The sequence below is a fragment of the Aeromicrobium sp. WCS2018Hpa-31 genome (assembly GCF_031843905.1).
In the GTDB taxonomy this organism is placed as follows: Bacteria; Actinomycetota; Actinomycetes; order Propionibacteriales; family Nocardioidaceae; genus Aeromicrobium.
Genome location: NZ_JAVTJF010000009.1, coordinates 174,357 through 194,166, shown reverse-complemented (window position 1 = coordinate 194,166; position 19,810 = coordinate 174,357). Strand labels below are relative to the sequence as shown.

At 69.0% G+C, this 19,810-nt stretch carries 34 protein-coding genes; 3 read left to right on the top strand and 31 right to left on the bottom strand.

From position 1 onward, the window contains the following. Positions 1-31: 31 nt before the first annotated feature. The 4 genes from rpsK to infA form a co-directional block, all read right to left on the bottom strand. Positions 32-430, bottom strand: coding sequence for a 30S ribosomal protein S11 (gene rpsK / locus RQG84_RS13560; RefSeq protein WP_055964362.1), 399 nt, complete (start codon positions 428-430; stop codon positions 32-34). Between the two features lie 5 nt (positions 431-435). Further along, complete coding sequence (gene rpsM / locus RQG84_RS13555) at positions 436-804, bottom strand: 30S ribosomal protein S13 (RefSeq protein ID WP_055964358.1); 369 nt, start codon at positions 802-804, stop codon at positions 436-438. A gap of 185 nt (positions 805-989) precedes the next feature. Beyond that, positions 990-1,103: a 50S ribosomal protein L36 gene (gene rpmJ / locus RQG84_RS13550; protein WP_008361054.1), complete on the bottom strand. Its 114-nt coding sequence runs from the start codon at positions 1,101-1,103 to the stop codon at positions 990-992. Positions 1,104-1,176: 73 nt separating this feature from the next. After that, positions 1,177-1,398, bottom strand: a complete 222-nt coding sequence (gene infA / locus RQG84_RS13545) for a translation initiation factor IF-1 (protein WP_007078610.1) — start codon at positions 1,396-1,398, stop codon at positions 1,177-1,179. Positions 1,399-1,629: 231 nt separating this feature from the next. Here infA and RQG84_RS13540 point away from each other — a divergent pair, with 231 nt between their 5' ends. Beyond that, a complete protein-coding gene (locus tag RQG84_RS13540) occupies positions 1,630-2,343 on the top strand; it encodes a VOC family protein (RefSeq protein ID WP_311210424.1) in 714 nt (237 codons plus the stop codon). Positions 2,344-2,354: 11 nt separating this feature from the next. Here RQG84_RS13540 and RQG84_RS13535 read toward each other — a convergent pair whose 3' ends face one another. Beyond that, positions 2,355-2,795, bottom strand: a complete 441-nt coding sequence (locus RQG84_RS13535) for an Lrp/AsnC family transcriptional regulator (protein ID WP_311210423.1) — start codon at positions 2,793-2,795, stop codon at positions 2,355-2,357. Between the two features lie 153 nt (positions 2,796-2,948). Here RQG84_RS13535 and ddaH point away from each other — a divergent pair, with 153 nt between their 5' ends. Continuing rightward, positions 2,949-3,839 carry a dimethylargininase gene (gene ddaH, locus RQG84_RS13530; protein WP_311210422.1) on the top strand — a complete coding sequence of 297 codons (891 nt, stop codon included), beginning with the start codon at positions 2,949-2,951 and terminating at the stop codon, positions 3,837-3,839. A 27-nt stretch (positions 3,840-3,866) separates the two neighbouring features. On the opposite strand, the gene RQG84_RS13525 is transcribed toward ddaH, so the two are convergent. Continuing rightward, positions 3,867-4,511: a biliverdin-producing heme oxygenase gene (locus RQG84_RS13525; protein WP_311210421.1), complete on the bottom strand. Its 645-nt coding sequence runs from the start codon at positions 4,509-4,511 to the stop codon at positions 3,867-3,869. Between the two features lie 139 nt (positions 4,512-4,650). Between RQG84_RS13525 and RQG84_RS13520 the strand changes: the two genes are divergently transcribed. Beyond that, the gene (locus RQG84_RS13520; RefSeq protein WP_311210420.1) at positions 4,651-6,543 is read left to right on the top strand and encodes a CHAP domain-containing protein; all 1,893 of its coding nucleotides are present in this window, start codon (positions 4,651-4,653) and stop codon (positions 6,541-6,543) included. 12 nt (positions 6,544-6,555) lie between these two features. Here the strand turns inward: RQG84_RS13520 and RQG84_RS13515 are convergent, their stop codons facing one another. From RQG84_RS13515 to rpsJ, 25 genes are all read right to left on the bottom strand, one after another. After that, entirely contained in the window at positions 6,556-6,942 is a 387-nt protein-coding gene (locus RQG84_RS13515; RefSeq protein WP_311210419.1) for a hypothetical protein, read from the bottom strand. Then, a complete protein-coding gene (gene map / locus RQG84_RS13510; RefSeq protein WP_311210418.1) occupies positions 6,939-7,775 on the bottom strand; it encodes a type I methionyl aminopeptidase in 837 nt (278 codons plus the stop codon). The genes RQG84_RS13515 and map overlap by 4 nt, the downstream gene beginning before the upstream one ends. A 22-nt stretch (positions 7,776-7,797) precedes the next feature. Further along, complete coding sequence (locus RQG84_RS13505) at positions 7,798-8,364, bottom strand: adenylate kinase (RefSeq protein WP_311210417.1); 567 nt, start codon at positions 8,362-8,364, stop codon at positions 7,798-7,800. Next, positions 8,361-9,665 carry a preprotein translocase subunit SecY gene (gene secY, locus RQG84_RS13500; protein ID WP_055964329.1) on the bottom strand — a complete coding sequence of 435 codons (1,305 nt, stop codon included), beginning with the start codon at positions 9,663-9,665 and terminating at the stop codon, positions 8,361-8,363. The genes RQG84_RS13505 and secY overlap by 4 nt, the downstream gene beginning before the upstream one ends. Positions 9,666-9,879: 214 nt before the next feature. Further along, positions 9,880-10,320: a 50S ribosomal protein L15 gene (gene rplO, locus RQG84_RS13495; RefSeq protein ID WP_055964326.1), complete on the bottom strand. Its 441-nt coding sequence runs from the start codon at positions 10,318-10,320 to the stop codon at positions 9,880-9,882. A gap of 1 nt (position 10,321) precedes the next feature. Next, the gene (gene rpmD, locus RQG84_RS13490) at positions 10,322-10,504 is read right to left on the bottom strand and encodes a 50S ribosomal protein L30 (protein ID WP_055964323.1); all 183 of its coding nucleotides are present in this window, start codon (positions 10,502-10,504) and stop codon (positions 10,322-10,324) included. After that, entirely contained in the window at positions 10,504-11,121 is a 618-nt protein-coding gene (rpsE, locus tag RQG84_RS13485) for a 30S ribosomal protein S5 (RefSeq protein WP_055964320.1), read from the bottom strand. Before rpsE ends, rpmD begins: the two co-directional genes overlap by 1 nt. Before the next feature lie 40 nt (positions 11,122-11,161). Next, positions 11,162-11,545, bottom strand: coding sequence for a 50S ribosomal protein L18 (rplR, locus tag RQG84_RS13480; RefSeq protein ID WP_311210416.1), 384 nt, complete (start codon positions 11,543-11,545; stop codon positions 11,162-11,164). Continuing rightward, positions 11,545-12,087, bottom strand: a complete 543-nt coding sequence (rplF, locus tag RQG84_RS13475) for a 50S ribosomal protein L6 (RefSeq protein WP_257729249.1) — start codon at positions 12,085-12,087, stop codon at positions 11,545-11,547. The genes rplR and rplF overlap by 1 nt, the downstream gene beginning before the upstream one ends. A gap of 16 nt (positions 12,088-12,103) precedes the next feature. Continuing rightward, positions 12,104-12,511 carry a 30S ribosomal protein S8 gene (gene rpsH, locus RQG84_RS13470; RefSeq protein WP_055964313.1) on the bottom strand — a complete coding sequence of 136 codons (408 nt, stop codon included), beginning with the start codon at positions 12,509-12,511 and terminating at the stop codon, positions 12,104-12,106. A gap of 101 nt (positions 12,512-12,612) precedes the next feature. Next, positions 12,613-12,798 (bottom strand): type Z 30S ribosomal protein S14, encoded by a 186-nt coding sequence (locus RQG84_RS13465; protein ID WP_055964310.1) that lies wholly within the window; start codon positions 12,796-12,798, stop codon positions 12,613-12,615. A 1-nt stretch (position 12,799) separates the two neighbouring features. Next, entirely contained in the window at positions 12,800-13,363 is a 564-nt protein-coding gene (gene rplE / locus RQG84_RS13460; protein WP_055964307.1) for a 50S ribosomal protein L5, read from the bottom strand. A gap of 2 nt (positions 13,364-13,365) precedes the next feature. Next, positions 13,366-13,740 (bottom strand): 50S ribosomal protein L24, encoded by a 375-nt coding sequence (gene rplX / locus RQG84_RS13455; protein WP_311210415.1) that lies wholly within the window; start codon positions 13,738-13,740, stop codon positions 13,366-13,368. A 1-nt stretch (position 13,741) separates the two neighbouring features. Beyond that, on the bottom strand, positions 13,742-14,110 hold the full coding sequence (gene rplN, locus RQG84_RS13450; RefSeq protein ID WP_055964301.1) for a 50S ribosomal protein L14: 369 nt from the start codon (positions 14,108-14,110) through the stop codon (positions 13,742-13,744). Between the two features lie 7 nt (positions 14,111-14,117). Further along, a complete protein-coding gene (rpsQ, locus tag RQG84_RS13445) occupies positions 14,118-14,423 on the bottom strand; it encodes a 30S ribosomal protein S17 (protein ID WP_055964297.1) in 306 nt (101 codons plus the stop codon). Then, positions 14,420-14,644, bottom strand: a complete 225-nt coding sequence (gene rpmC / locus RQG84_RS13440; RefSeq protein ID WP_055964293.1) for a 50S ribosomal protein L29 — start codon at positions 14,642-14,644, stop codon at positions 14,420-14,422. Before rpmC ends, rpsQ begins: the two co-directional genes overlap by 4 nt. 2 nt (positions 14,645-14,646) lie before the next feature. Beyond that, complete coding sequence (gene rplP, locus RQG84_RS13435; RefSeq protein ID WP_055964290.1) at positions 14,647-15,069, bottom strand: 50S ribosomal protein L16; 423 nt, start codon at positions 15,067-15,069, stop codon at positions 14,647-14,649. Continuing rightward, a complete protein-coding gene (rpsC, locus tag RQG84_RS13430; RefSeq protein ID WP_311210414.1) occupies positions 15,069-15,911 on the bottom strand; it encodes a 30S ribosomal protein S3 in 843 nt (280 codons plus the stop codon). Before rpsC ends, rplP begins: the two co-directional genes overlap by 1 nt. 1 nt (position 15,912) lies before the next feature. Beyond that, the gene (gene rplV / locus RQG84_RS13425) at positions 15,913-16,350 is read right to left on the bottom strand and encodes a 50S ribosomal protein L22 (RefSeq protein ID WP_082480222.1); all 438 of its coding nucleotides are present in this window, start codon (positions 16,348-16,350) and stop codon (positions 15,913-15,915) included. Next, positions 16,347-16,628 carry a 30S ribosomal protein S19 gene (gene rpsS / locus RQG84_RS13420; protein ID WP_055964284.1) on the bottom strand — a complete coding sequence of 94 codons (282 nt, stop codon included), beginning with the start codon at positions 16,626-16,628 and terminating at the stop codon, positions 16,347-16,349. Before rpsS ends, rplV begins: the two co-directional genes overlap by 4 nt. 32 nt (positions 16,629-16,660) lie before the next feature. Continuing rightward, complete coding sequence (rplB, locus tag RQG84_RS13415) at positions 16,661-17,488, bottom strand: 50S ribosomal protein L2 (RefSeq protein ID WP_055964281.1); 828 nt, start codon at positions 17,486-17,488, stop codon at positions 16,661-16,663. Positions 17,489-17,501: 13 nt separating this feature from the next. Then, positions 17,502-17,804 carry a 50S ribosomal protein L23 gene (rplW, locus tag RQG84_RS13410; protein WP_311210413.1) on the bottom strand — a complete coding sequence of 101 codons (303 nt, stop codon included), beginning with the start codon at positions 17,802-17,804 and terminating at the stop codon, positions 17,502-17,504. A 2-nt stretch (positions 17,805-17,806) separates the two neighbouring features. Beyond that, on the bottom strand, positions 17,807-18,790 hold the full coding sequence (gene rplD / locus RQG84_RS13405) for a 50S ribosomal protein L4 (RefSeq protein ID WP_311210412.1): 984 nt from the start codon (positions 18,788-18,790) through the stop codon (positions 17,807-17,809). Between the two features lie 3 nt (positions 18,791-18,793). After that, entirely contained in the window at positions 18,794-19,450 is a 657-nt protein-coding gene (gene rplC / locus RQG84_RS13400; protein WP_055964270.1) for a 50S ribosomal protein L3, read from the bottom strand. A gap of 16 nt (positions 19,451-19,466) precedes the next feature. Then, positions 19,467-19,775 (bottom strand): 30S ribosomal protein S10, encoded by a 309-nt coding sequence (gene rpsJ, locus RQG84_RS13395; protein ID WP_055964267.1) that lies wholly within the window; start codon positions 19,773-19,775, stop codon positions 19,467-19,469. Positions 19,776-19,810: the final 35 nt, after the last annotated feature.

The following is a 19,810-nucleotide window of genomic DNA, read 5'->3' as shown; positions in this document are numbered from 1 at the left end:
CTGGATTCTTCGCGGACTCTGATCGCGGGGATCAGAGACGACGGTGCTTGGGGGGACGGCAGCCGTTGTGGGGGCTGGGGGTCACGTCGGAGATGGTGCCGACCTCGAGGCCGACGCCGCTCAGCGACCGGATCGCCGTCTCGCGGCCCGAACCCGGGCCCTTCACGAAGACGTCGACCTTCTTCATCCCGTGCTCCATCGCCTGGCGACCGGCGGCCTCGGCCGCCATGCCCGCCGCGAAGGGCGTGGACTTGCGCGAGCCCTTGAAGCCGACGGTTCCGCCGGAGGCCCACGCGATCACTCCACCACTGGGGTCGGTGATCGTCACGTGCGTGTTGTTGAACGTGCTCTTGATGTGGGCCTGGCCCTGAACGACGTTCTTCTTCTCCTTGCGGCGCACCTTCTTGGCGCCTGCACTCTTAGGAGGCATCTAGATCACTTCTTCTTTCCGGCGACGGTGCGCTTCGGGCCCTTGCGGGTGCGCGCATTGGTCTTCGTGCGCTGGCCGCGGACGGGCAGGTGCGCACGGTGGCGACGGCCCTGGTACGAACCGATCTCCATCTTGCGACGGATGTCGGCCGTGACCTCACGGCGCAGGTCGCCCTCGACCTGGTAGTTGGCCTCGATGTGGTCACGCAGCGCGACGAGCTGGTCGTCGTTCAGCTCGTGGACGCGGACGTCCGGGCTGATGCCGGTGGCGGCGAGGGTGTCGGCGGCGCGGGTGCGCCCGACGCCGAAGATGTAGGTGAGTGCGATCTCGATGCGCTTGTCGCGCGGGAGATCGACTCCGACGAGGCGTGCCATGGTGGCAGTTCCTTCCGGTTCGGCAGAGGTGTCGTCACCTGGGGCGTCCCGGCTGCCTCCAGGACTCCCATGGTGGGTTCCTGAGCCGGGCCCCGGCCTCTGCGCCGGGGGTGACCCGCGTCCGCCTCGTGAGAGGAGGCGCGGGAGCCATCAGATGTTCAGTGTGTCGCGGTGAAGAAGTGCGATCAGCCCTGGCGCTGCTTGTGCCGGGGGTTCTCGCAGATCACCATGACGCGGCCGTGGCGACGGATCACCTTGCACTTGTCACAGATCTTCTTCACGCTCGGGTTGACCTTCATCGAGAAGCTCTCTCTTCTTCAGTCTGAACGTGTATCGGTGTGCAGTTGTCTCGTGCTCCGGCCTGGGCCGGGGTCACTTGTAGCGGTAGACGATCCGTCCACGGCTGAGGTCGTACGGCGACAGCTCCACCACGACCCGATCCTCGGGGAGGATGCGGATGTAGTGCTGGCGCATCTTGCCGCTGATGTGCGCCAGGACCTTGTGGCCGTTGGCCAGCTCGACCCGGAACATCGCGTTCGGGAGTGCCTCGACGACAGCACCCTCCATCTCGATGACGCCTTCTTTTTTCGCCATGGACCTCAGCTTCTCGGTTTGATCGTCTGTGTCGGCCGACGCACGCGACGGCACCCTCGGCTCCGAGGAGCCGTTCCGCGCGGCGTGAACCGCGAGGACTGAACCCTGAGGACTGAACCTCCGAGGGCAGGGGGTCGTGACGCCCGAATCAGGCCGACAGGGAAGTCTACGTCGGCGGGGGCCCTTCGTTCAAATCGGGTCCCGGTGCCGCACCTCGGGCAGGATGGCGCCATGCGGGTCGAGAACATCGTCTGGGACTCGCCCGATCCGCGGGCGCTCGGCCACTTCTGGGCCGAGGCCCTCGGCGCCGACGTGCTGACCGAGGACGCCGACGGCCTCGAGGCGCGCCTGCACCTAGCGCCGGAGGTGTTCCTCGACCTCTGCTTCCCGCCCGCCTCGACGCCCGCCGACGTCCTCCAGCGGCTCCACCTCGACCTGCGCGGCGCCGAGCAGCAGCACGCCGTCGCCGAGCGTCTCGTGGGGCTCGGCGCCCGCCGCGTCGACATCGGTCAGGGCGACGTCCCCTGGGTGGTGCTCGCGGACCCCGACGGCAACGCGTTCTGCGTCATGGAGGACCGCCCCGCCTACCGCACCGGCTCCGGCCCGGTCGCTGCGCTCCCCCTCGACTGCGCCGACCCCGACCGGGAGGCGCGCTTCTGGGCCGCGGTCACCGGGTGGGCGCCCACGGCCGATCCCCACGCCCTGGCCCACCCGTCGGGCGCGGGGCCGCTGCTGGAGCTGTGCCCGGAGCCCGGACCCCGCCGCGGGAAGTCGACGCTGCACCTCGACGTGCGGCCCGGTCCCGACGACGCCACCCCCCTCGACCTCGTCCGCGACCTCGGCGGCACCGTCCTCCCCCAGCCCGCACCAGGACTGCCGTGGACGGTGTGCGCCGATGCGTCGGGCAACGAGGTGTGCCTGCTCGGCGTCGCCCCGCCCGCCTGACCGGCCGACCCTCACCCGGTGTAGCGGTCGATCAGCCGGGAGAGCACGATCGCGGTGTCGGTGTGGTCGACGTTGTCGACCTCCATGCGGACCCGTTCGAGCGCCCGCTCGAGGTCGCGGACGTCACGCGCGACGATGCGCAGCATCGCGTCGGCCTGGCCCGACACCGTGGCCGCCGCGTGGACCTCCGGCACCTTCGCGAACGCCTCGCCGAGCGCCTCGGGCGTGATCGTGCCCCGGCAGTGCACCTCCACGTACGCCTCGACCGACCACCCCATCAGGTCGGGATCCACGACGGCGGTGAAGCCCTTGATCACGCCCTCGTCGACGAGGCGGTCCATGCGGCGCTTCACCGCGGGCGCCGAGAGCCCCACGTCGGCGGCGATGCGGGCGTATCCCGCCCGTCCGTCGCGCACGAGGTGGTCGATGATGCGGCGATCGAGGTCGTCCATGCCCTCATCGTGCAACAGATCGCCGCGTGCGGGCCGGATTCGTCGGATTCCTGCGTGCCGACGTGCAGTTTCGAAGTCCTCGTTCGCCAACAGCCGCCGCTAGGCTTGATTCGTTGCGTGATCACGCACCGTCGACCACCGCAGGAGGCCCTCGTGACCGTGCTCGACACCCGCACTCCCGCCCACTCGACCCCCACCCACTCGACGCTCGACCGCGTCACCGCGCGCACCGCCCGCGTCCGCTCGTACCTGATGTGCGCACCCACCCACTTCGACGTCACCTACGCGATCAACGCGTGGATGCAGCCGGGCATCCACGTCGACCGCGACCGCGCCGTGGCGCAGTGGCAGGCCCTCGTCGAGACGTACCGCGCACTCGGGCACAGCGTGGAGCTGCTGGAGCCTGCCGCCGGTCTGCCCGACATGGTGTTCGCCGCCAACGGCGCCCTGGTCGTCGACGGACGCGCCTACGGCGCCCGGTTCCGCCACGTCGAGCGCCAGGCCGAGGCCGTGCTGCACGCCGGACTGCTGAGGGAGCAGGGCATCGAGGTCGTCGAGCCGGCCCACACCAACGAGGGCGAGGGCGACTTCCTGGTGCTCGCCTCCATGATCCTCGCCGGCACCGGCTTCCGCACGAGTCTGCACGCCCACGTGGAGGCGGCCGCCGCACTCGACCGGCCCGTCGTGAGCCTGGAGCTGGTCGACCCGCGGTTCTACCACCTCGACACCGCCCTCGCGGTGCTCGACGACGGGAACGGCGAGGCACCGGCCGACATCGCCTACCTGCCCTCGGCCTTCTCGCCCCACAGCCGCCGGACCCTGCGCCAGCTGTTCCCCGACGCCATCGAGTGCAGCGAGGCCGACGCCCTGGTCCTGGGCCTCAACGCGGTGAGCGACGGCCACCACGTGGTCCTGCCGGTCCAGGCGCGCGACCTCGCCGTCCGGCTCGCCGAACGGGGCTACACCCCCGTGCCCGTCGACGTGAGCGAGCTGCTCAAGGCCGGCGGCAGCGTCAAGTGCTGCACCCAGGAGCACCACGCCTGAGACCGAGCGCTTGCTCGGCGACGCGCCTCAGCGTCGGTAGGCGTCGAGGTCGGCGGTGAGCTCCTCGAAGAGCGCGCCGTTCAGCCCGAAGACCGTCTTGACCTCGGTCAGCACGGCGAGCTTCTCCTCCGCCGTCAGGTCGAGGCCGTCGAGCCGAGCGCGGTAGGCGTCCTTGTAGGGCTTGGGCTTCGGGATGCCGGGGAAGGCGTAGAACGCGAGACCGTCCGGCCGCTCGAAGGTCTGCTCCAGGAGCCGTCCGATGATGCGCCCGCCGGAGAGGTCGCCGAGGTAGCGGGTGTAGTGGTGCGCCACGAACCGGGCCGGCGAGGCGGCGATGCTCTCGATGCGTGCCACGTACGCGTCGGTGGCCGGCGTCGCCGCGTGGCCGACGCCCCAGTGGGCCTGGTCCGCGTCGATCGAGGGCGTGCGCTCGAGCGCCGGATCGAGCACCGCGTCGGCGACGGGGTCGCCCGCGAGGGCGCGGCCGAGGGACTCGAGCACGTCGTAGACCCGACGCAGACGCGCCAGGTAGTCGGCGTACCCGCGGGCGTTCACCCGGCCCGCGAGGAGCTCGGTCATGAACGACGAGCCCTCGGCGGCCTGGTGCTCGACCTGGGAGCCCCCGCGCAGGAGGCGCGAGAGCGAGGAGGTGTCGGGTTCGGCGACCGTCATGGGAAGAACGCCCGTCGAGATCGCATGCCTCCAACCTAGGGGACGAGGGTCGTCGCAGCGGGTCCGACAGGTCGGAGCCCCTCGGCCTCCCGCGTCACTTCCGCCCCACAAGTCCCGAAAATCACGTACGCTGCTCGGCGTGTCGCAATCTCGGGTGCTGACCGCGCTGATATCTTTCGCCGCCTCCCTGGCCGTGGTGGGCGGACTGATCGTCTCCGCAGGCGTCTCGGCGCAGGCCGGCTCGTCGCTGCTGTGCTCGGGGTACGCCTCCTGCAAGCGCGCCGGCTACGACCACTTCGGCTACGAGACGAAGCAGCGGACCAGCTACTGGCGCATGTACACGGGGACCAACTGCACCAACTACGTCGCCTACCGCCTGATCACCACCAACGGGATGCCCAACGTCCGACCCAAGTCGGGGGTGGGCAACGCGCGCGACTGGGGCAAGGCGATGGCCTCCGTGACCGACCAGACGCCGACGGTCGGCTCGGTCGCGTGGTGGGGCAGGACCGGCAACCACGTCGCCTACGTCGAGAAGGTGGCCTCCCCCACCGAGATCATCGTCTCGGAGTCCAACTGGGGTCGCACGTTCGACCACCGCCGGATCACCAAGTCCGGATCGGGGTGGCCCGACGGGTTCATCCACTTCGCCGACCCCGACACCACACCCGAGTTCTCGAGCACCTCACGCCCGACGTTCTCCGGGCCGGAGAGGGTCGACGGCCTGCTCACCGCAACCACGGCGTCCTGGACTCCTGCGGCCCGGTTGACCTACCAGTGGTTCGCCGACGGAACCGCCATCCACGGGGCCGTCGGGCCCACCCACCGTCTGAGGCCCGAGGACGTGGGCAAGAAGATCCACGTCCGCGTCACAGGGACCCGCGCGGGCTATCCGACCAAGACGCTGACCTCGGCGGCGACCACCGCGGCCATCGCACCCGGCGTGCTCAGCGCCTACCGTCCGACCATCGAGGGGGAGGAAGCGGTCGGGTCCGTCCTCCAGGCGCTCACGCCCGCCTGGAGTCCCGACGCCGACATGACATATCGCTGGTATGCCGACGGCGAGCGGATCGTCGGGGCCAACGACCGCACGTTCACCCTCGCGCCTGAGCAGCTCGGCCGCTCCGTCGTCGTCCACGCGGTCGGCAAACGCCCCGGGTACACGACCCGGGCGCTGGCCTCTGCAGTCGCGACCGGCGCTGTGCGCGAGGGCCGCTTCGCGACGACCCCGGGACCGGTCGTGCGGGGCGCCCCGCACGTAGGATCCGTCCTCACGGCCAGCACACCGGCATGGTCGCCCACGGCCGACCTCCACTACCAGTGGTACGCCGACGACCGTCCGCTCGCTGGGGCCACGTCCCCGACCTACACCATCGCCCCCGAGGACCAGGGGCGACGGATCAGTGTCGGCGTCACCGGTGTCCGGCCCGGATACGTCCCGTCGACGATCCACGGAGCCTCCGCGACGGCTCCCGTGCAGTCCGGTCGATTCACCAGCACCTTCCGCCCCGAGATCTCGGGAGCCGAGCGCGTGGGAGCTCCTCTCACGGCGACGACGCATCCGTGGTCGCCCGAAGCCGTGCTCAGCTATCGCTGGTACGCCGACAGGACCCTGCTCCGGGGCGCCACGTCCGCGACGTTCGTACCGACGCCGGCGCATCGCGGTCAACGGATTCATGTCGTCGTCACCGGTCGCCGACCGGGGTTCGCGACCGCCAGCACCGTGTCCGCGCGACGCACCGCGCCCCTGGCCGCGGGGACGTTCGCCCGGGCCACGCCCCCGGACTTCACCGGTCGAGAGAAGGTGGGGGCCACGTTGCGGGCCACCACGGGGCCGTGGTCACCCAAGGCGACCTTGACCTACCGCTGGTACGCCGACGGGCGGGCGATCGCTGGAGCCACCCGCGCGAGCTTCGTGCTCACCAGCAAGCAGCTCGGGCAGCGAGTGCGGGTCATCGTCACGGGCAAGGCTCCGGGCTACTCCACCAAGGCACGCTGGTCGACGCGTCTCACGGCACCCGTCACCCGCTAGGTTCTTCGGCGCTCAGGCGGCGCTGTCGAACAGGACCTTCCATGCACCGTCCACACGCTGGACCTCGTACGACTCGCGCGGGTCGCCGTCGTTCCAGTCGATCTCGACGGTGGCCTGGTCCCCGGACGACTCCGCCACGGTGAAGTCCACGTCGTCGAGCTCGAGCCCCTCGTCGGCGAACATGCCACCGATCTCCGTCACGAAGCCGCAGTCGATCTCCGAGGGGGTCAGCACCACGTCCTTGACGGCCTGGCAGTCACCCGCGTCGAGCGCTCGCATCATCGTCTCGACCGCTGCGGCTGGGTTCTCCGAGCTGTCGGGCCCACCGGAACACGCTCCGACCAGCACGAGGACGGCGCCGGTGAGCAGCGCAGGGACGAGCCGACGGACGCCGCTCATGCGTCGTTCCCGGCGTACGCGACCCCGAGCGCCGCGAGCTGGGCCCGGCCGCCGTCGACCGCGGTCAGCACCCAGGCCCCCTCCTCGGTCCACGTCACCGTGTGCTCCCAGTGCGCGGCCCACGAGCCGTCCACCGTCACGACGGTCCACTGGTCCTCGGTCGTGCGGTTGTCCGGCGAGCCGAGCGTCACCATCGGCTCGACGGCGAGCACGAGCCCGGGCACGATCTTCGGGCCCTTGCCGGGCCGGCCGACGTTCGGCACGTCGGGTGCCTGGTGCATGGCGGTGCCGATGCCGTGACCGGTGTACCCGTCGGCGATGCCGTAGGACCCGGCGGACCGGACGCTGCGCTCGATGGCGTGGCTGATGTCGCCGACGCGACGTCCGGGCGCCCCCGCGACGATCCCCGCCCAGAGGGCCCGTTCGGTCTCGGCCACGAGCGTGTGCACCTCCGGCCGCACCTCACCCACCTCGACGGTGATGGCCGCGTCGCCGTGCCACCCGTCGACGATGGCCCCGCAGTCGACGGAGATGACGTCGCCGTCGCGCAGGACCCGAGGGCCCGGGATGCCGTGCACGACCTCGTCGTTGACCGAGGTGCAGATGACGCCCGGGAAGCCGGGGACACCGGGCTCCGCGCCGTAGTGCAGGAAGTTGGAGGTGGCGCCGTGCGCTCGGATCGTGTCGTGCGCCAACGCGTCCAGCTCGGCGGTGGTCACGCCGGGAGCGATCGCCGCCCTGACCGCGTCGAGTGCATGGGCCACCACGAGCCCGGCGCGTCGCATCGCGACGACCTGCTCCGGACTCTTGAGCTCGATGCCCCGACCGAACACGGACGCGCCCCGGTCCGCGCGGTCAGAGACCGAGCGCGGCGTCGATGCGCGCCTCGACCTCGTCGACCGTGCCCATCCCGTCGACCTCGCGCAGCAGGCCCCGCTCGCGGTAGACCGGCAGCAACGGCGCGGTCTCGGCGATGTAGACCTCCTGGCGGTGCCGGATGACGTCCTCGGTGTCGTCCGCGCGACCGCTGGTCTCGGCCCGCTTCAGCAGCCGGCCGATCAGCTCCTCGTGGTCCACCGTCAGCACCAGCACGTGGTCGAGCTGGGACCCCAGGTCGGAGAGGATCGCGTCGAGGGTCGAGACCTGCTCGACCGTCCGCGGGTAGCCGTCGAGGATGAACGCGTCGCGCGCGTCGTCCTGGGCCAGCCGATCCTTCACCATGGCGTTCGTGACCTCGTCGGGCACGTACTCCCCGGCGTCCATGTAGCGCTGCGCCGTCTTCCCCAGCTCGGTCTGCTGCTGCACGTTCGCCCGGAAGATGTCACCGGTCGAGATGTGGGCGCCGTTGATGCGCTGGGCGAGCGTCGCCGCCTGCGTCCCCTTGCCCGCACCCGGCGGGCCCATGATGAGAAGTCGCGTCACCGCAGGAACCCTTCGTAGTTGCGCTGCTGGAGCTGGCTCTCGATCTGCTTCACCGTGTCGAGGCCGACGCCCACGATGATGAGGATCGACGTACCGCCGAACGGGAAGTTCTGGCTCGCGCCGAGCAGGGCGACGGCGATCATCGGGATGAGCGCGACCATGCCCAGGTACACCGCGCCGGGCGCCGTGATGCGGCTCAGGACGTAGGCCAGGTAGTCCTGCGTGGGACGACCCGCGCGGATGCCCGGGATGAACCCGCCGTACTTCTTCATGTTGTCGGCGACCTCTTCGGGGTTGAAGGTGATCGCGACGTAGAAGTAGGCGAAGAACACGATCAGCGCGAAGTACGTGATCATGTAGTACGGGTGGTCGCCCCGCACGAAGTGGTCGTTGATCCAGACCGCGCCCACGCCGTCCGGACGGAACTGCGCGTAGAGGGCCGGCAGGTACAGCAGGCTCGAGGCGAAGATCACCGGGATGATGCCGGCCTGGTTGACCTTGAGCGGGATGTAGGTCGACGAGCCGCCGAACATGCGACGCCCGACCATCCGCTTGGCGTACTGGACGGGGATGCGCCGCTGGGCCTGCTCGATGAAGATGACCGCCGCGACGATCACGAGACCGACGGCCACGACGGCGGAGAACGTCGCCCAGCCCTTCTGCTCCTTGATCAGCCACATCGCGCCGGGGAAGGTGGCGACGACCTGCGTGAAGATCAGGATCGACATGCCGTTGCCGACGCCGCGGTCGGTGATGAGCTCGCCGAGCCACATGATGACGGCGGTCCCGGAGACCATGACGAGCACGATGAGCAGGAAGGCCAGGATGCTGTCCTGGCGGTAGAGCAGGTCGCCGCAGTCGACGCCGCCGAACAGCTGTCCGCTGCGTGCCAGGGCCACGATGCCGGTCGCCTGGAGCACGGCCAGACCCAGCGTGAGGTAGCGGGTGTACTGCGTGATCTTCGCCTGGCCGGACTGGCCCTCCTTCTTGAGGGCCTCGAGCCTGGGGATGACCACGACGAGCAGCTGCAGGATGATGCTCGCTGTGATGTACGGCATGATGCCGAGCGCGAACACGGTGAGCTGCAGGAGCGCACCACCGGAGAAGACGTTGATGAGCGCGAACAGGCTGCTGTTCTCGCCCTGGGAGGCGAGGTCGACGCAGCGCTGGACGTTGCTGACGTTGATGCCGGGAGCCGGAAGGGTCGAGCCGAGACGGAACAGCACGATGACGCCGAGGACGAACAGCAGCTTGCGCCGTAGGTCAGGCGTCTTGAACGCGTTCACGAAGGCGCTGAGCACCTGATGTCCTCCTCGATCGTGGAACCCGTACGGGCCCCCGCGACTCTAACAGTCAGTTCTCGCAGGTCAGCCGTTGCCCGGTGGTTGCAGGACGGTCGTCCTGCGCCGGCACGGCGTCTGCGTCGGCACGAGGTGCCGGACGACGAACGACGGCGAGGCTCTCGAGTGGACCCGAGGGGTCCGAGAGCCTCGCCGTCGTGCGTCAGAGCGTCATTCAGAGCTCGGTCGCGCTGCCGCCGGCGGCCTCGATCTTGCTGCGGGCCGAACCGGAGAACTTGTGAGCCGTGACCTGGACGGCGACCGAGAGGTCGCCCTCGCCGAGCACCTTGACCAGGTGGCCCTTGCGGACCGCCCCGGCCTCGACCAGCGCGTCGACGTCGATGGCGCCACCCTCGGGGAAGAGGGTGCCGATCCGCTCGACGTTGACGACCTGGTACTCCTCACGGAAGGGGTTCTTGAACCCCTTCAGCTTGGGCAGGCGCATGTGGAGGGGGATCTGGCCACCCTCGAAACCGGCCGGCACCTGGTAGCGGGCCTTGGTGCCCTTGGTGCCGCGGCCGGCGGTCTTGCCCTTGGAGCCCTCACCGCGACCCACACGGGTCTTCGCGGTCTTGGCACCGGGGGCGGGGCGCAGGTGGTGGAGCTTCAGCGCCATGTCAGTCAACCTCCTTGACGTCCACGAGGTGCGGGATGGTCTCAGCCATGCCGCGGATCTCCGGACGGTCTTCCTTGACGACGACGTCACCGATGCGCTTGAGACCCAGCGACCGCAACGTGTGGCGCTGGTTCTGCTGGCGACCGATGGCCGAACGAACCTGGGTGATCTCGAGACGTGCCATCAGACACCAGCCTCGACGGGCGCGTTCTGCGCCTCCTTGATGCCCTCGGCCTGCGCCTTGAGCAGGGCGGCGGGCGCGACGTCCTCGACCGACAGGCCGCGACGCTGCGCCACCATCTCGGGCGACTCCAGGCCCTTGAGGGCCGCCACCGTCGCGTGGACGATGTTGATGGAGTTCGAGGAACCGAGCGACTTGCTCAGCACGTCGTGCACACCGGCGGCCTCGAGCACCGCGCGCACCGGGCCACCGGCGATGACGCCGGTACCGGGCGATGCCGGACGCAGGAAGACGACGCCGGCCGCCTTCTCGCCCGTCACCGGGTGCGGGATGGTGCCCTGGATGCGCGGGACGCGGAAGAAGTTCTTCTTCGCCTCCTCGACACCCTTGGAGATCGCCGTGGGGACCTCCTTGGCCTTGCCGTAGCCGACACCGACCTGGCCGTCACCGTCGCCGACGATCACGAGGGCGGTGAAGCTGAAGCGACGTCCACCCTTGACCACCTTGGCGACACGGTTGATCGTGACGACCTTCTCGATGTAGTTGGACTTGTCGCCGCCGCGGTCGCCTCGACCACCGCGACGGTCTCCGCCTCCTCGGCGGTTCTGCTGGGCGCTCATGCGGCACTCCCCATGTCGTTGGTGTTGGTGTTGTGGGTCATCAGAACTCCAGCCCGCCTTCACGCGCACCGTCGGCCAGCGCCGCGACACGACCGGCGTACCGGTTGCCCGCGCGGTCGAAGACGACGCTCTCGATGCCGGCGGCCTTCGCCCGGTCGGCCACGAGCTCGCCGACCTTCCTCGCCTTGGCGGTCTTGTCGCCCTCGAAGGACCGCAGGTCGGCCTCGAGGGTCGAGGCCGAGGCCAGCGTGTGTCCCTCGAGGTCGTTCACGACCTGGGCCACGATGTGCTTGCTGGACCGGGTCACGACGAGACGAGGACGCTCGGGCGAGCCGTGGAGCTTCTTGCGACCGCGGATCTGGCGACGCGCGCGCGACGTGGCGCGAGCGGAGCGACCCTTGGACTGCTTGATGGAGACGGCCATCACTTACCAGCCTTTCCAGCCTTGCGCAGCACGCGCTCGCCGGCGTAACGGACGCCCTTGCCCTTGTAGGGCTCGGGCTTGCGGATCTTGCGGATGTTCGCGGCGACCTCGCCGACCGACTGCTTGTCGATGCCGATGACCGAGAACTTGGTCGGGGCCTCCACGTTGAACGTGATGCCCTCGGGGGCCTTGACGACCACGGGGTGGCTGAAGCCGAGCGCGAACTCGAGCTCCGTCGGGCCCTTGGACAGGACGCGGTAGCCGACGCCCACGATCTCGAGCTTCTTCTCGTAGCCGTCGGTGACGCCGACGACCATGTTGTTGATGAGCGTGCGGCTCAGCCCGTGGAGGGCCTTGCTCCTGCGCTCGTCGTCGGGACGGTTGACCTCGAGGCTGCCGTCCTCACCACGGGCGACCGTGATGGGGTCGGCGACCGTGTGGGACAGCTCGCCCTTGGGGCCCTTGACGCGAACGTCCTGGCCTTCGATGGTGACCTCGACGCCGGACGGGACGGCGACGGGCAGCTTGCCGATGCGCGACATGTGTTCGTCTCCTCCCTCACCAGACGTAGGCGAGGACTTCTCCGCCTACACCCTTGGTCGTGGCCTGACGATCGGTCAGCAGGCCCTGGCTGGTCGAGATGATGGCGACACCGAGTCCGCCGAGCACCTTCGGCAGGTTCGTGGACTTGGCGTACACCCGCAGGCCCGGCTTGCTGATGCGGCGGATGCCGGCGATCGAGCGCTCGCGCTGGGGGCCGTACTTGAGGGTGATCTGCAGGTTCTTGGCCACCTCGCCCTCAGCGGGCTCGATGACGCGGTAGTCGGTGATGTAGCCCTCCTGCTTGAGCAGGGCGAGGACGCCCTCCTTCAGCTTGGAGTACGGCGCCGACACCTCGTCGTGGAACGCCTGGTTGCCGTTGCGGATCCGCGTGAGCAGATCCGCGATCGGATCGGTCATGGTCATGGTGGTGTGTTCCGTTCCTGCCGCGGTTTCGCATCCCGTGCCCCCAGGCGGTGTGCCATGCGGGTGAGGGAGGACCTACGACGGTCGTGAGGGTTGGTGGATTACCAGCTGCTCTTGGTGACGCCCGGGAGCTCGCCGCGGTGCGCCATCTCGCGCAGGCAGATGCGGCACAGGCCGAACTTCTTGTACACCGAGCGGGGACGGCCGCAGCGCTGGCAGCGCGTGTAGCCACGGACCGCGAACTTGGGCTTGCGGGCCGCCTTGATCTTCAGGCCGGTCTTCGCCATGTCAGTTCTCCTTGAACGGGAAGCCGAGCCGCTTCAGCAGCGCGCGACCCTCGTCGTCGTTGATGGCCGTGGTGACGATGGTGATGTCCATGCCACGCGAGCGATCGATCTTGTCCTGGTCGATTTCGTGGAACATGACCTGCTCGGTGAGACCGAAGGTGTAGTTGCCGCGGCCGTCGAACTGCTTGCCGTTCAGACCACGGAAGTCGCGGATGCGCGGGAGGGCGAGCGTCAGCAGACGATCGAGGAACTCCCACATGCGGTCGCCCCGCAGCGTGACGTGCGCGCCGATCGGCATGCCCTCACGCAGCTTGAACTGGGCGATCGACTTGCGCGCCTTGGTCACCTGCGGCTTCTGGCCCGTGATGGCGGTGAGGTCGCGGATCGCGCCCTCGATGAGCTTGCCGTCGCGAGCTGCCTCGCCGACACCCATGTTGACGACGATCTTCGTCAGCCCGGGCACCTGCATGACGTTCGCGTGGTCGAACTCCTCGCGCAGGGCCGGGAGGATCTCCTCGCGGTACTTGGCCTTCAGCCGCGGAGCGGCGGTGGTGGACTCGGCCATGCTCAGATCTCCTTTCCGGTCTTGGAGGACACGCGCACGCTGCGCTGGGCCTCGTAGCTGGAACCGTCTGCACGGTTCTTGGTCACGTCGTCGCGGCGGTAGGCCACGCGCGTGGTGGTCTTGTCACCGTCGACATCGACCACGAGCATCACGTTCGAGACGTGGATCGGGGCCTCACGCGTGATGATGCCGCCCTGGCCGCCGTCGGCGCCGGCGCGCGTGTGCCGCTTGATGCGGTTCACGCCCTCGACGATGACGCGGTTGCGCTCGGCGATCACCTCGATGACCTTGCCCTCGACGCCCTTGTCGGCTCCGGCGATGACCTTGACCTGGTCACCCTTGCGGATCGACAGCGTCGACTTCTTGTTGCTGGTCATGTCAGAGCACCTCCGGGGCGAGCGAGATGATCCGCATGAACTTCTTGTCGCGCAGCTCGCGGCCGACGGGGCCGAAGATGCGCGTTCCACGCGGATCGCCGTCGGTCTTCAGGATGACCGCGGCGTTCTCGTCGAACTTGATGTACGAACCGTCCGGACGACGGCGCTCCTTGACGGTGCGCACGATGACGGCCTTGACGACGTCGCCCTTCTTGACGTTGCCGCCGGGGATGGCGTCCTTGACGGTGGCGACGATGGTGTCGCCGATACCGGCGTAGCGTCGACCCGATCCGCCGAGAACACGGATGCAGAGGATCTCCTTCGCACCGGTGTTGTCGGCGACCTTGAGTCGCGACTCCTGCTGAATCATCTGTCTCTCACTTCGCCTTCTCGAGGATCTCCACGACGCGCCAGCGCTTGGTGGCCGACAGCGGGCGGGTCTCCTGGATGAGCACACGGTCGCCGACGCCGGCCGCGTTGGCCTCGTCGTGCGCCTTGAGCTTCACGTTGCGGCGCAGCACCTTGCCGTACAGGGCGTGCTTGACGCGGTCCTCGACGATGACGACGACGGTCTTGTCCATCTTGTCGCTCGTGACGAGTCCCTCGCGCACCTTGCGGTAGTTGCGGTCGCTGCTGGGGGTGTCGTTCGTGGTGGTCACGGTGTCCTTCTCGCTGGTGCTCATGCCTCGACCGCCTCGATGATGCCCAGCTCGCGCTCGGTCAGCACCGTGTAGATGCGGGCGATGTCGCGACGGACGGTCTTGAGGCGAGCGGTGTTGTCGAGCTGGCCCGTGGCGTTCTGGAAGCGCAGGTTGAACAGCTCTTCCTTGGCCTCGCGCAGCTTGGTCTCCAGAGCCTCGGCATCGAGGCCGCGCAGCTCTGCGGCAGTGGTCTTCGCAGCCATGCTCAGAACCCTCCCTCGGTGTCGCGGGTGATGAAGCGGGCCTTCATCGGCAGCTTGTGGATGGCGCGGCGCATCGCCTCACGGGCGACCTCCTCGGTCACGCCCGACAGCTCGAACATGACGCGTCCGGGCTTGACGTTCGCGACCCACCACTCGGGCGAGCCCTTGCCCGAGCCCATGCGGGTCTCGGCCGGCTTCTTGGTCAGCGGGCGGTCGGGGTAGATGTTGATCCACACCTTGCCGCCACGCTTGATGTGACGCGTCATGGCGATACGAGCGGACTCGATCTGGCGGTTGGTCACGTAGTGACCCTCGACCGCCTGGATGCCGAAGTCGCCGAACGCGAGCTCCGTGCCGCCCTTGGCCATGCCGCGCCGCTTGGGGTGGTGCTGCTTGCGGTACTTGACCCTACGAGGCATCAACATCAGGACTGCCCTCCTTCGGTGGCAGCGCCCGCGGCGGCCGCGGCAGGAGCTGCCTCGGCTGCGGGTGCGGCCTGCTCGGCCGGGGCCTGCGCAGCACCCTGTGCTGCCGGGGCCTGGCCGGCCTGGTCGTCACGTGCGGGACGACGCCCGCGCTGGGGGCGACGGCTGCCGGGAGCGGCGGCGCGACGCGCGGTCTCGGCCTCGCGCTCGGCGCGGGTACCGGCGACCTCACCCTTGTAGATCCACACCTTGACGCCGATGCGACCGAAGGTGGTCTTGGCCTCGTAGAAGCCGTAGTCGACGTCGGCACGGAGCGTGTGCAGGGGCACGCGGCCCTCGCGGTAGAACTCCGAGCGGCTCATCTCGGCTCCGCCGAGACGACCCGAGCACTGGATCCGGATGCCCTTGGCACCGGAGCGCATGGTCGTCTGCATCGCCTTGCGCATCGCGCGACGGAACTGCACGCGACCGCTCAGCTGCTCGGCGACACCCTGAGCGACGAGCTGGGCGTCGAGCTCGGGCTGCTTGACCTCGAGGATGTTGAGCTGCACCTGCTTGCCGGTGAGCTTCTCGAGCTCGCCGCGGATGCGGTCGGCCTCGGCGCCACGGCGACCGATGACGATGCCCGGACGCGCGGTGTGGATGTCGACGCGGACGCGGTCACGCGTGCGCTCGATCTCCACGCGGCTGATGCCGGCGCGATCCATGCCCTTGGTCAGCAGCTTGCGGATCTTGACGTCCTCACCGACGTAGCTGCTGTACAGCTTGTCGGCGTACCAGCGGCTCTTGTGGTCGGTCGAGATGCCGAGTCGGAAGCCGTGCGGGTTGATCTTCTGGCCCATGTCAGCGACCGCCCTTCTTCGAGTTCTTGCGCGACTGCGGCACGTCAGCGGCCGGCTGCACGACGACGGTCAGGTGGCTCGTGCGCTTGAGGATGCGGTTGGCCGCACCCTTGGCGCGCGGGCGCCAACGCTTCATGGTCGGCCCCTCGTCGACGTGCACGACGGAGATCACGAGGTCGGACGCGTCCAGGCCCTCGGTGGTCTCGGCGTTCGCGACGGCGGACTCCACGAGCTTGTAGAAGTTCGACGCGACGGCCTGCGGAGCGAACCGCAGGATCGCGAGAGCCTCGTCGGTGTCCATGCCGCGGACCAGGTCGCCGACACGGCGGGCCTTCTGCGGCGTGACCCGCACGAAGCGGGCCACGGCGAACGCGCCCGGTGCGTCGCCCAGCAGGCGCTCGCGGCGCGCGCTGACGTTGTCTCGGGTGGCTGCACTCATCGCCTCTTGGCCTTTCGATCGTCCTTCTCGTGACCGCGGAAGGTACGGGTGGGGGCGAACTCGCCCAGCTTGTGCCCGACCATCGCGTCGGTGATGAACACCGGGACGTGCTTGCGGCCGTCGTGCACGGCGACCGTGTGTCCGATGAAGGACGGCAGGATCATCGAGCGACGCGACCAGGTCTTGATCACGGTGTGGGTTCCGGCCTCGTTCTGAGCGTCCACCTTCTTCTCGAGGTGGCCGTCGACGAAGGGACCCTTCTTCAAACTACGGGGCATTCTCTACTCCTGGTTCCTGAGCTCGTCGTAGCTCAGCGGCCGGACTTGCGGCGGCGGACGATCATCTGGTCGCTGGCCTTGCGCTTGCGCGTACGGCCCTCGGGCTTGCCCCACGGGGAGACGGGGTGACGTCCACCGGACGTCTTGCCCTCGCCACCGCCGTGCGGGTGGTCGATCGGGTTCATGGCGACACCACGGACGGTCGGGCGCTTGCCCTTCCAGCGGTTGCGTCCTGCCTTGCCCCAGTTGATGTTGGACTGCTCGGCGTTGCCGACCTCGCCGATCGTGGCGCGGCAGCGGACGTCGACGTAGCGCATCTCGCCGGAGGGCAGGCGCACCTGGGCGCGCGTACCCTCCTTGGCGACGAGCTGGACACGCACTCCGGCGGACCGACCCATCTTGGCGCCACCACCGGGACGCAGCTCCACGGCGTGGATCTGGGTACCGACGGGGATGTTGCGCAGCGGCAGGTTGTTGCCGACCTTGATGTCGGCGGTCGGCCCGGCCTCGATGGCCTGGCCCTGACGGATGCCGTCAGGCGCGATGATGTAGCGCTTCTCGCCGTCGGCGTAGTGCAGGAGCGCGATGCGCGCGGTGCGGTTGGGGTCGTACTCGATGTGAGCGACCTTGGCCGGCACGCCGTCCTTGTCGTAGCGCTTGAAGTCGATCACGCGGTAGGCACGCTTGTGACCGCCACCCTGGTGGCGCGTGGTGATGCGACCCTGGTTGTTGCGGCCGCCCTTCTTGGGCAGCGGCTCCACGAGGGACTTCTCCGGCGTGGTGCGGGTGATCTCGGCGAAGTCGGCGACGCTGGAGCCTCGACGGCCCGGCGTGGTCGGCTTGTACTTGCGAATAGCCATGTCTGGTCAGTCCTCAGCTCGGGCTCGAGAAGATGTCGATGCTCTGGCCGGCGGCGACGCTCACGATGGCCCGCTTGGTGTCCTTGCGCTTGCCCTCACCGTTGCGGGTGCGACGCGTCTTGCCCTTGCGGTTGATCGTGTTGACGGCCGTCACCTTGACGCCGAACACGGTCTCGACGGCGATCTTGATCGCCGTCTTGTTCGCGTCCGGACGCACCAGGAACGTGTACTTGTTGTCGTCGATGAGCGCGTACGTCTTCTCGGAGACGACGGGCGCGATCAGAACGTCGCGGTGGTCCTTGTGCAGGGTGCTCATGCTCACTCACCAGCCTTCGTGAAACCGGCGGCCTGCGCGGTCTCCTCGGTGTCGAACCAGACCTCGGCGACCGTCTGGTCGTACCAGGGGCTGTCCGCGGTGTGGTACTTCATCGAGTCGGCGTTGCCCTTGATCTCGTGACCCTTGGGGGCGTTGCCGCTCTTGAGCGGGGCCTTGGAGCCGGGACCGTAGGGCTGCGTCTTGGTCGCACCCTCGGTGGCGTCGGCGGCCGGGGCCTCGACCTTCTCGGCGGGCTCGGCGTCGGCCTTCGCGGCCTCGGCCTTCTTCGCCGGAGCCTTCTTCGCCGGAGCCTTCTTCGCCTTCGCGGCCGGCTTGGCGTCGGCCTCGACGACCGCGGCGCTCAGCGCGACGGTCTCGGTGCCCTCGGCCGAACGCGCCTCGACGAAGGCCTCGAACGCGGCCTGCGTGAAGATCACGTCGTCGCTCAGCACGACGTCGTACGTGTTCAGCTGGTCGAAGGTCAGCACGACGAGGTCGGTGACGTTGCGCAGGCTCTTGGCCGTCAGCGCGTCCTCGCGCTTGACGACCACCAGCACGCGGCGACGCGTGGTGAGCTCGGCGATCGCGGCGACGGCAGCCTTGGTGGAGGGCACCTCACCGGTGACGAGCGACTCCACCACGTGCAGACGTCCGGAGCGGGCCCGGTCCGAGAGGGCACCGCGCAGGGCGGCGGCCTTCATCTTCTTGGGGGTCCGCTGGTCGTAGCTGCGCGGCGTGGGGCCGTGCACGATGCCACCACCGTTGTACTGGGGTGCGCGGATCGAGCCCTGACGGGCGCGGCCGGTTCCCTTCTGGCGGTACGGCTTCTTGCCACCACCGGACACCTCGCCACGCGACTTGACGTCGTGCGTGCCCTGACGGGCGGCGGCGAGCTGGGCGGTGACGACCTGGTGGATCAGGGGGATGTTCGTCTGCACGCCGAAGATGTCGACGGGCAGCGCGGCATCAATGGTCTTGACGGCCATGGATCAGGCTCCCTTCGCGGCAGAGCGGACCACGACGAGTCCACCCTTGGGGCCGGGGACCGCGCCCTTGACGAGGATGACGCCCTTGGCGGCATCCACGGCGTGGACGGTCAGGTTCTGGGTGGTGACGGTCTCGGCGCCCATGTGGCCGGCCATGCGCAGGCCCTTGAAGACGCGACCCGGGGTGGCGCAGCCACCGATCGAGCCGGGCTTGCGGTGGTTGCGGTGCGCGCCGTGGGAGGCTCCGACGCCGGAGAAGCCGTGACGCTTCATGACGCCGGCGAAGCCCTTGCCCTTGCTCGTGGCGGTCACGTCGATCTCGTCGCCCGCGGCGAAGATCTCCGGGGAGATCTCCTGGCCCAGGGCGTAGTCGGCGATGGCCTCGGTGCGGATCTCGACGACGTGGCGGCGCGGCGTGACGCCGGCCTTCGCGAAGTGTCCGGCCTCGGGCTTGTTGACCTTGCGTCCGTCGATCTCGCCGAAGCCGATCTGGACGGCGCTGTAGCCGTCGGTCTCGGGCGTGCGGATCTGCGTGACGACGTTGGTCTCGGCAGCGAGGACCGTGACGGGCACGATCTTGCCCTCGGCGTCCCAGACCTGGGTCATGCCGAGCTTGCGGCCCAGGAGGCCGCGCGCGTTGACGGTGGAGGAGGTGCTCATGTGTTCAGGTCCTCCCTCAGAGCTTGATCTCGATGTCGACACCGGCCGGCAGGTCGAGTCGCATGAGCGAGTCGACGGTCTTCGGCGTCGGGTCGATGATGTCGATGAGCCGCTTGTGCGTACGCATCTCGAAGTGCTCGCGGCTGTCCTTGTACTTGTGCGGCGACCGGATGACGCAGTACACGTTCTTCTCGGTCGGCAGGGGCACGGGGCCGGCCACGGAGGCTCCGGTGCGCGTGACCGTGTCGACGATCTTGCGCGCCGAGGTGTCGATCACCTCGTGGTCGTAGGCCTTGAGCCGGATACGGATCTTCTGTCCCGCCATGCTCTGGTCGTCCTTACTCTTCGTCAGCTGTGTGT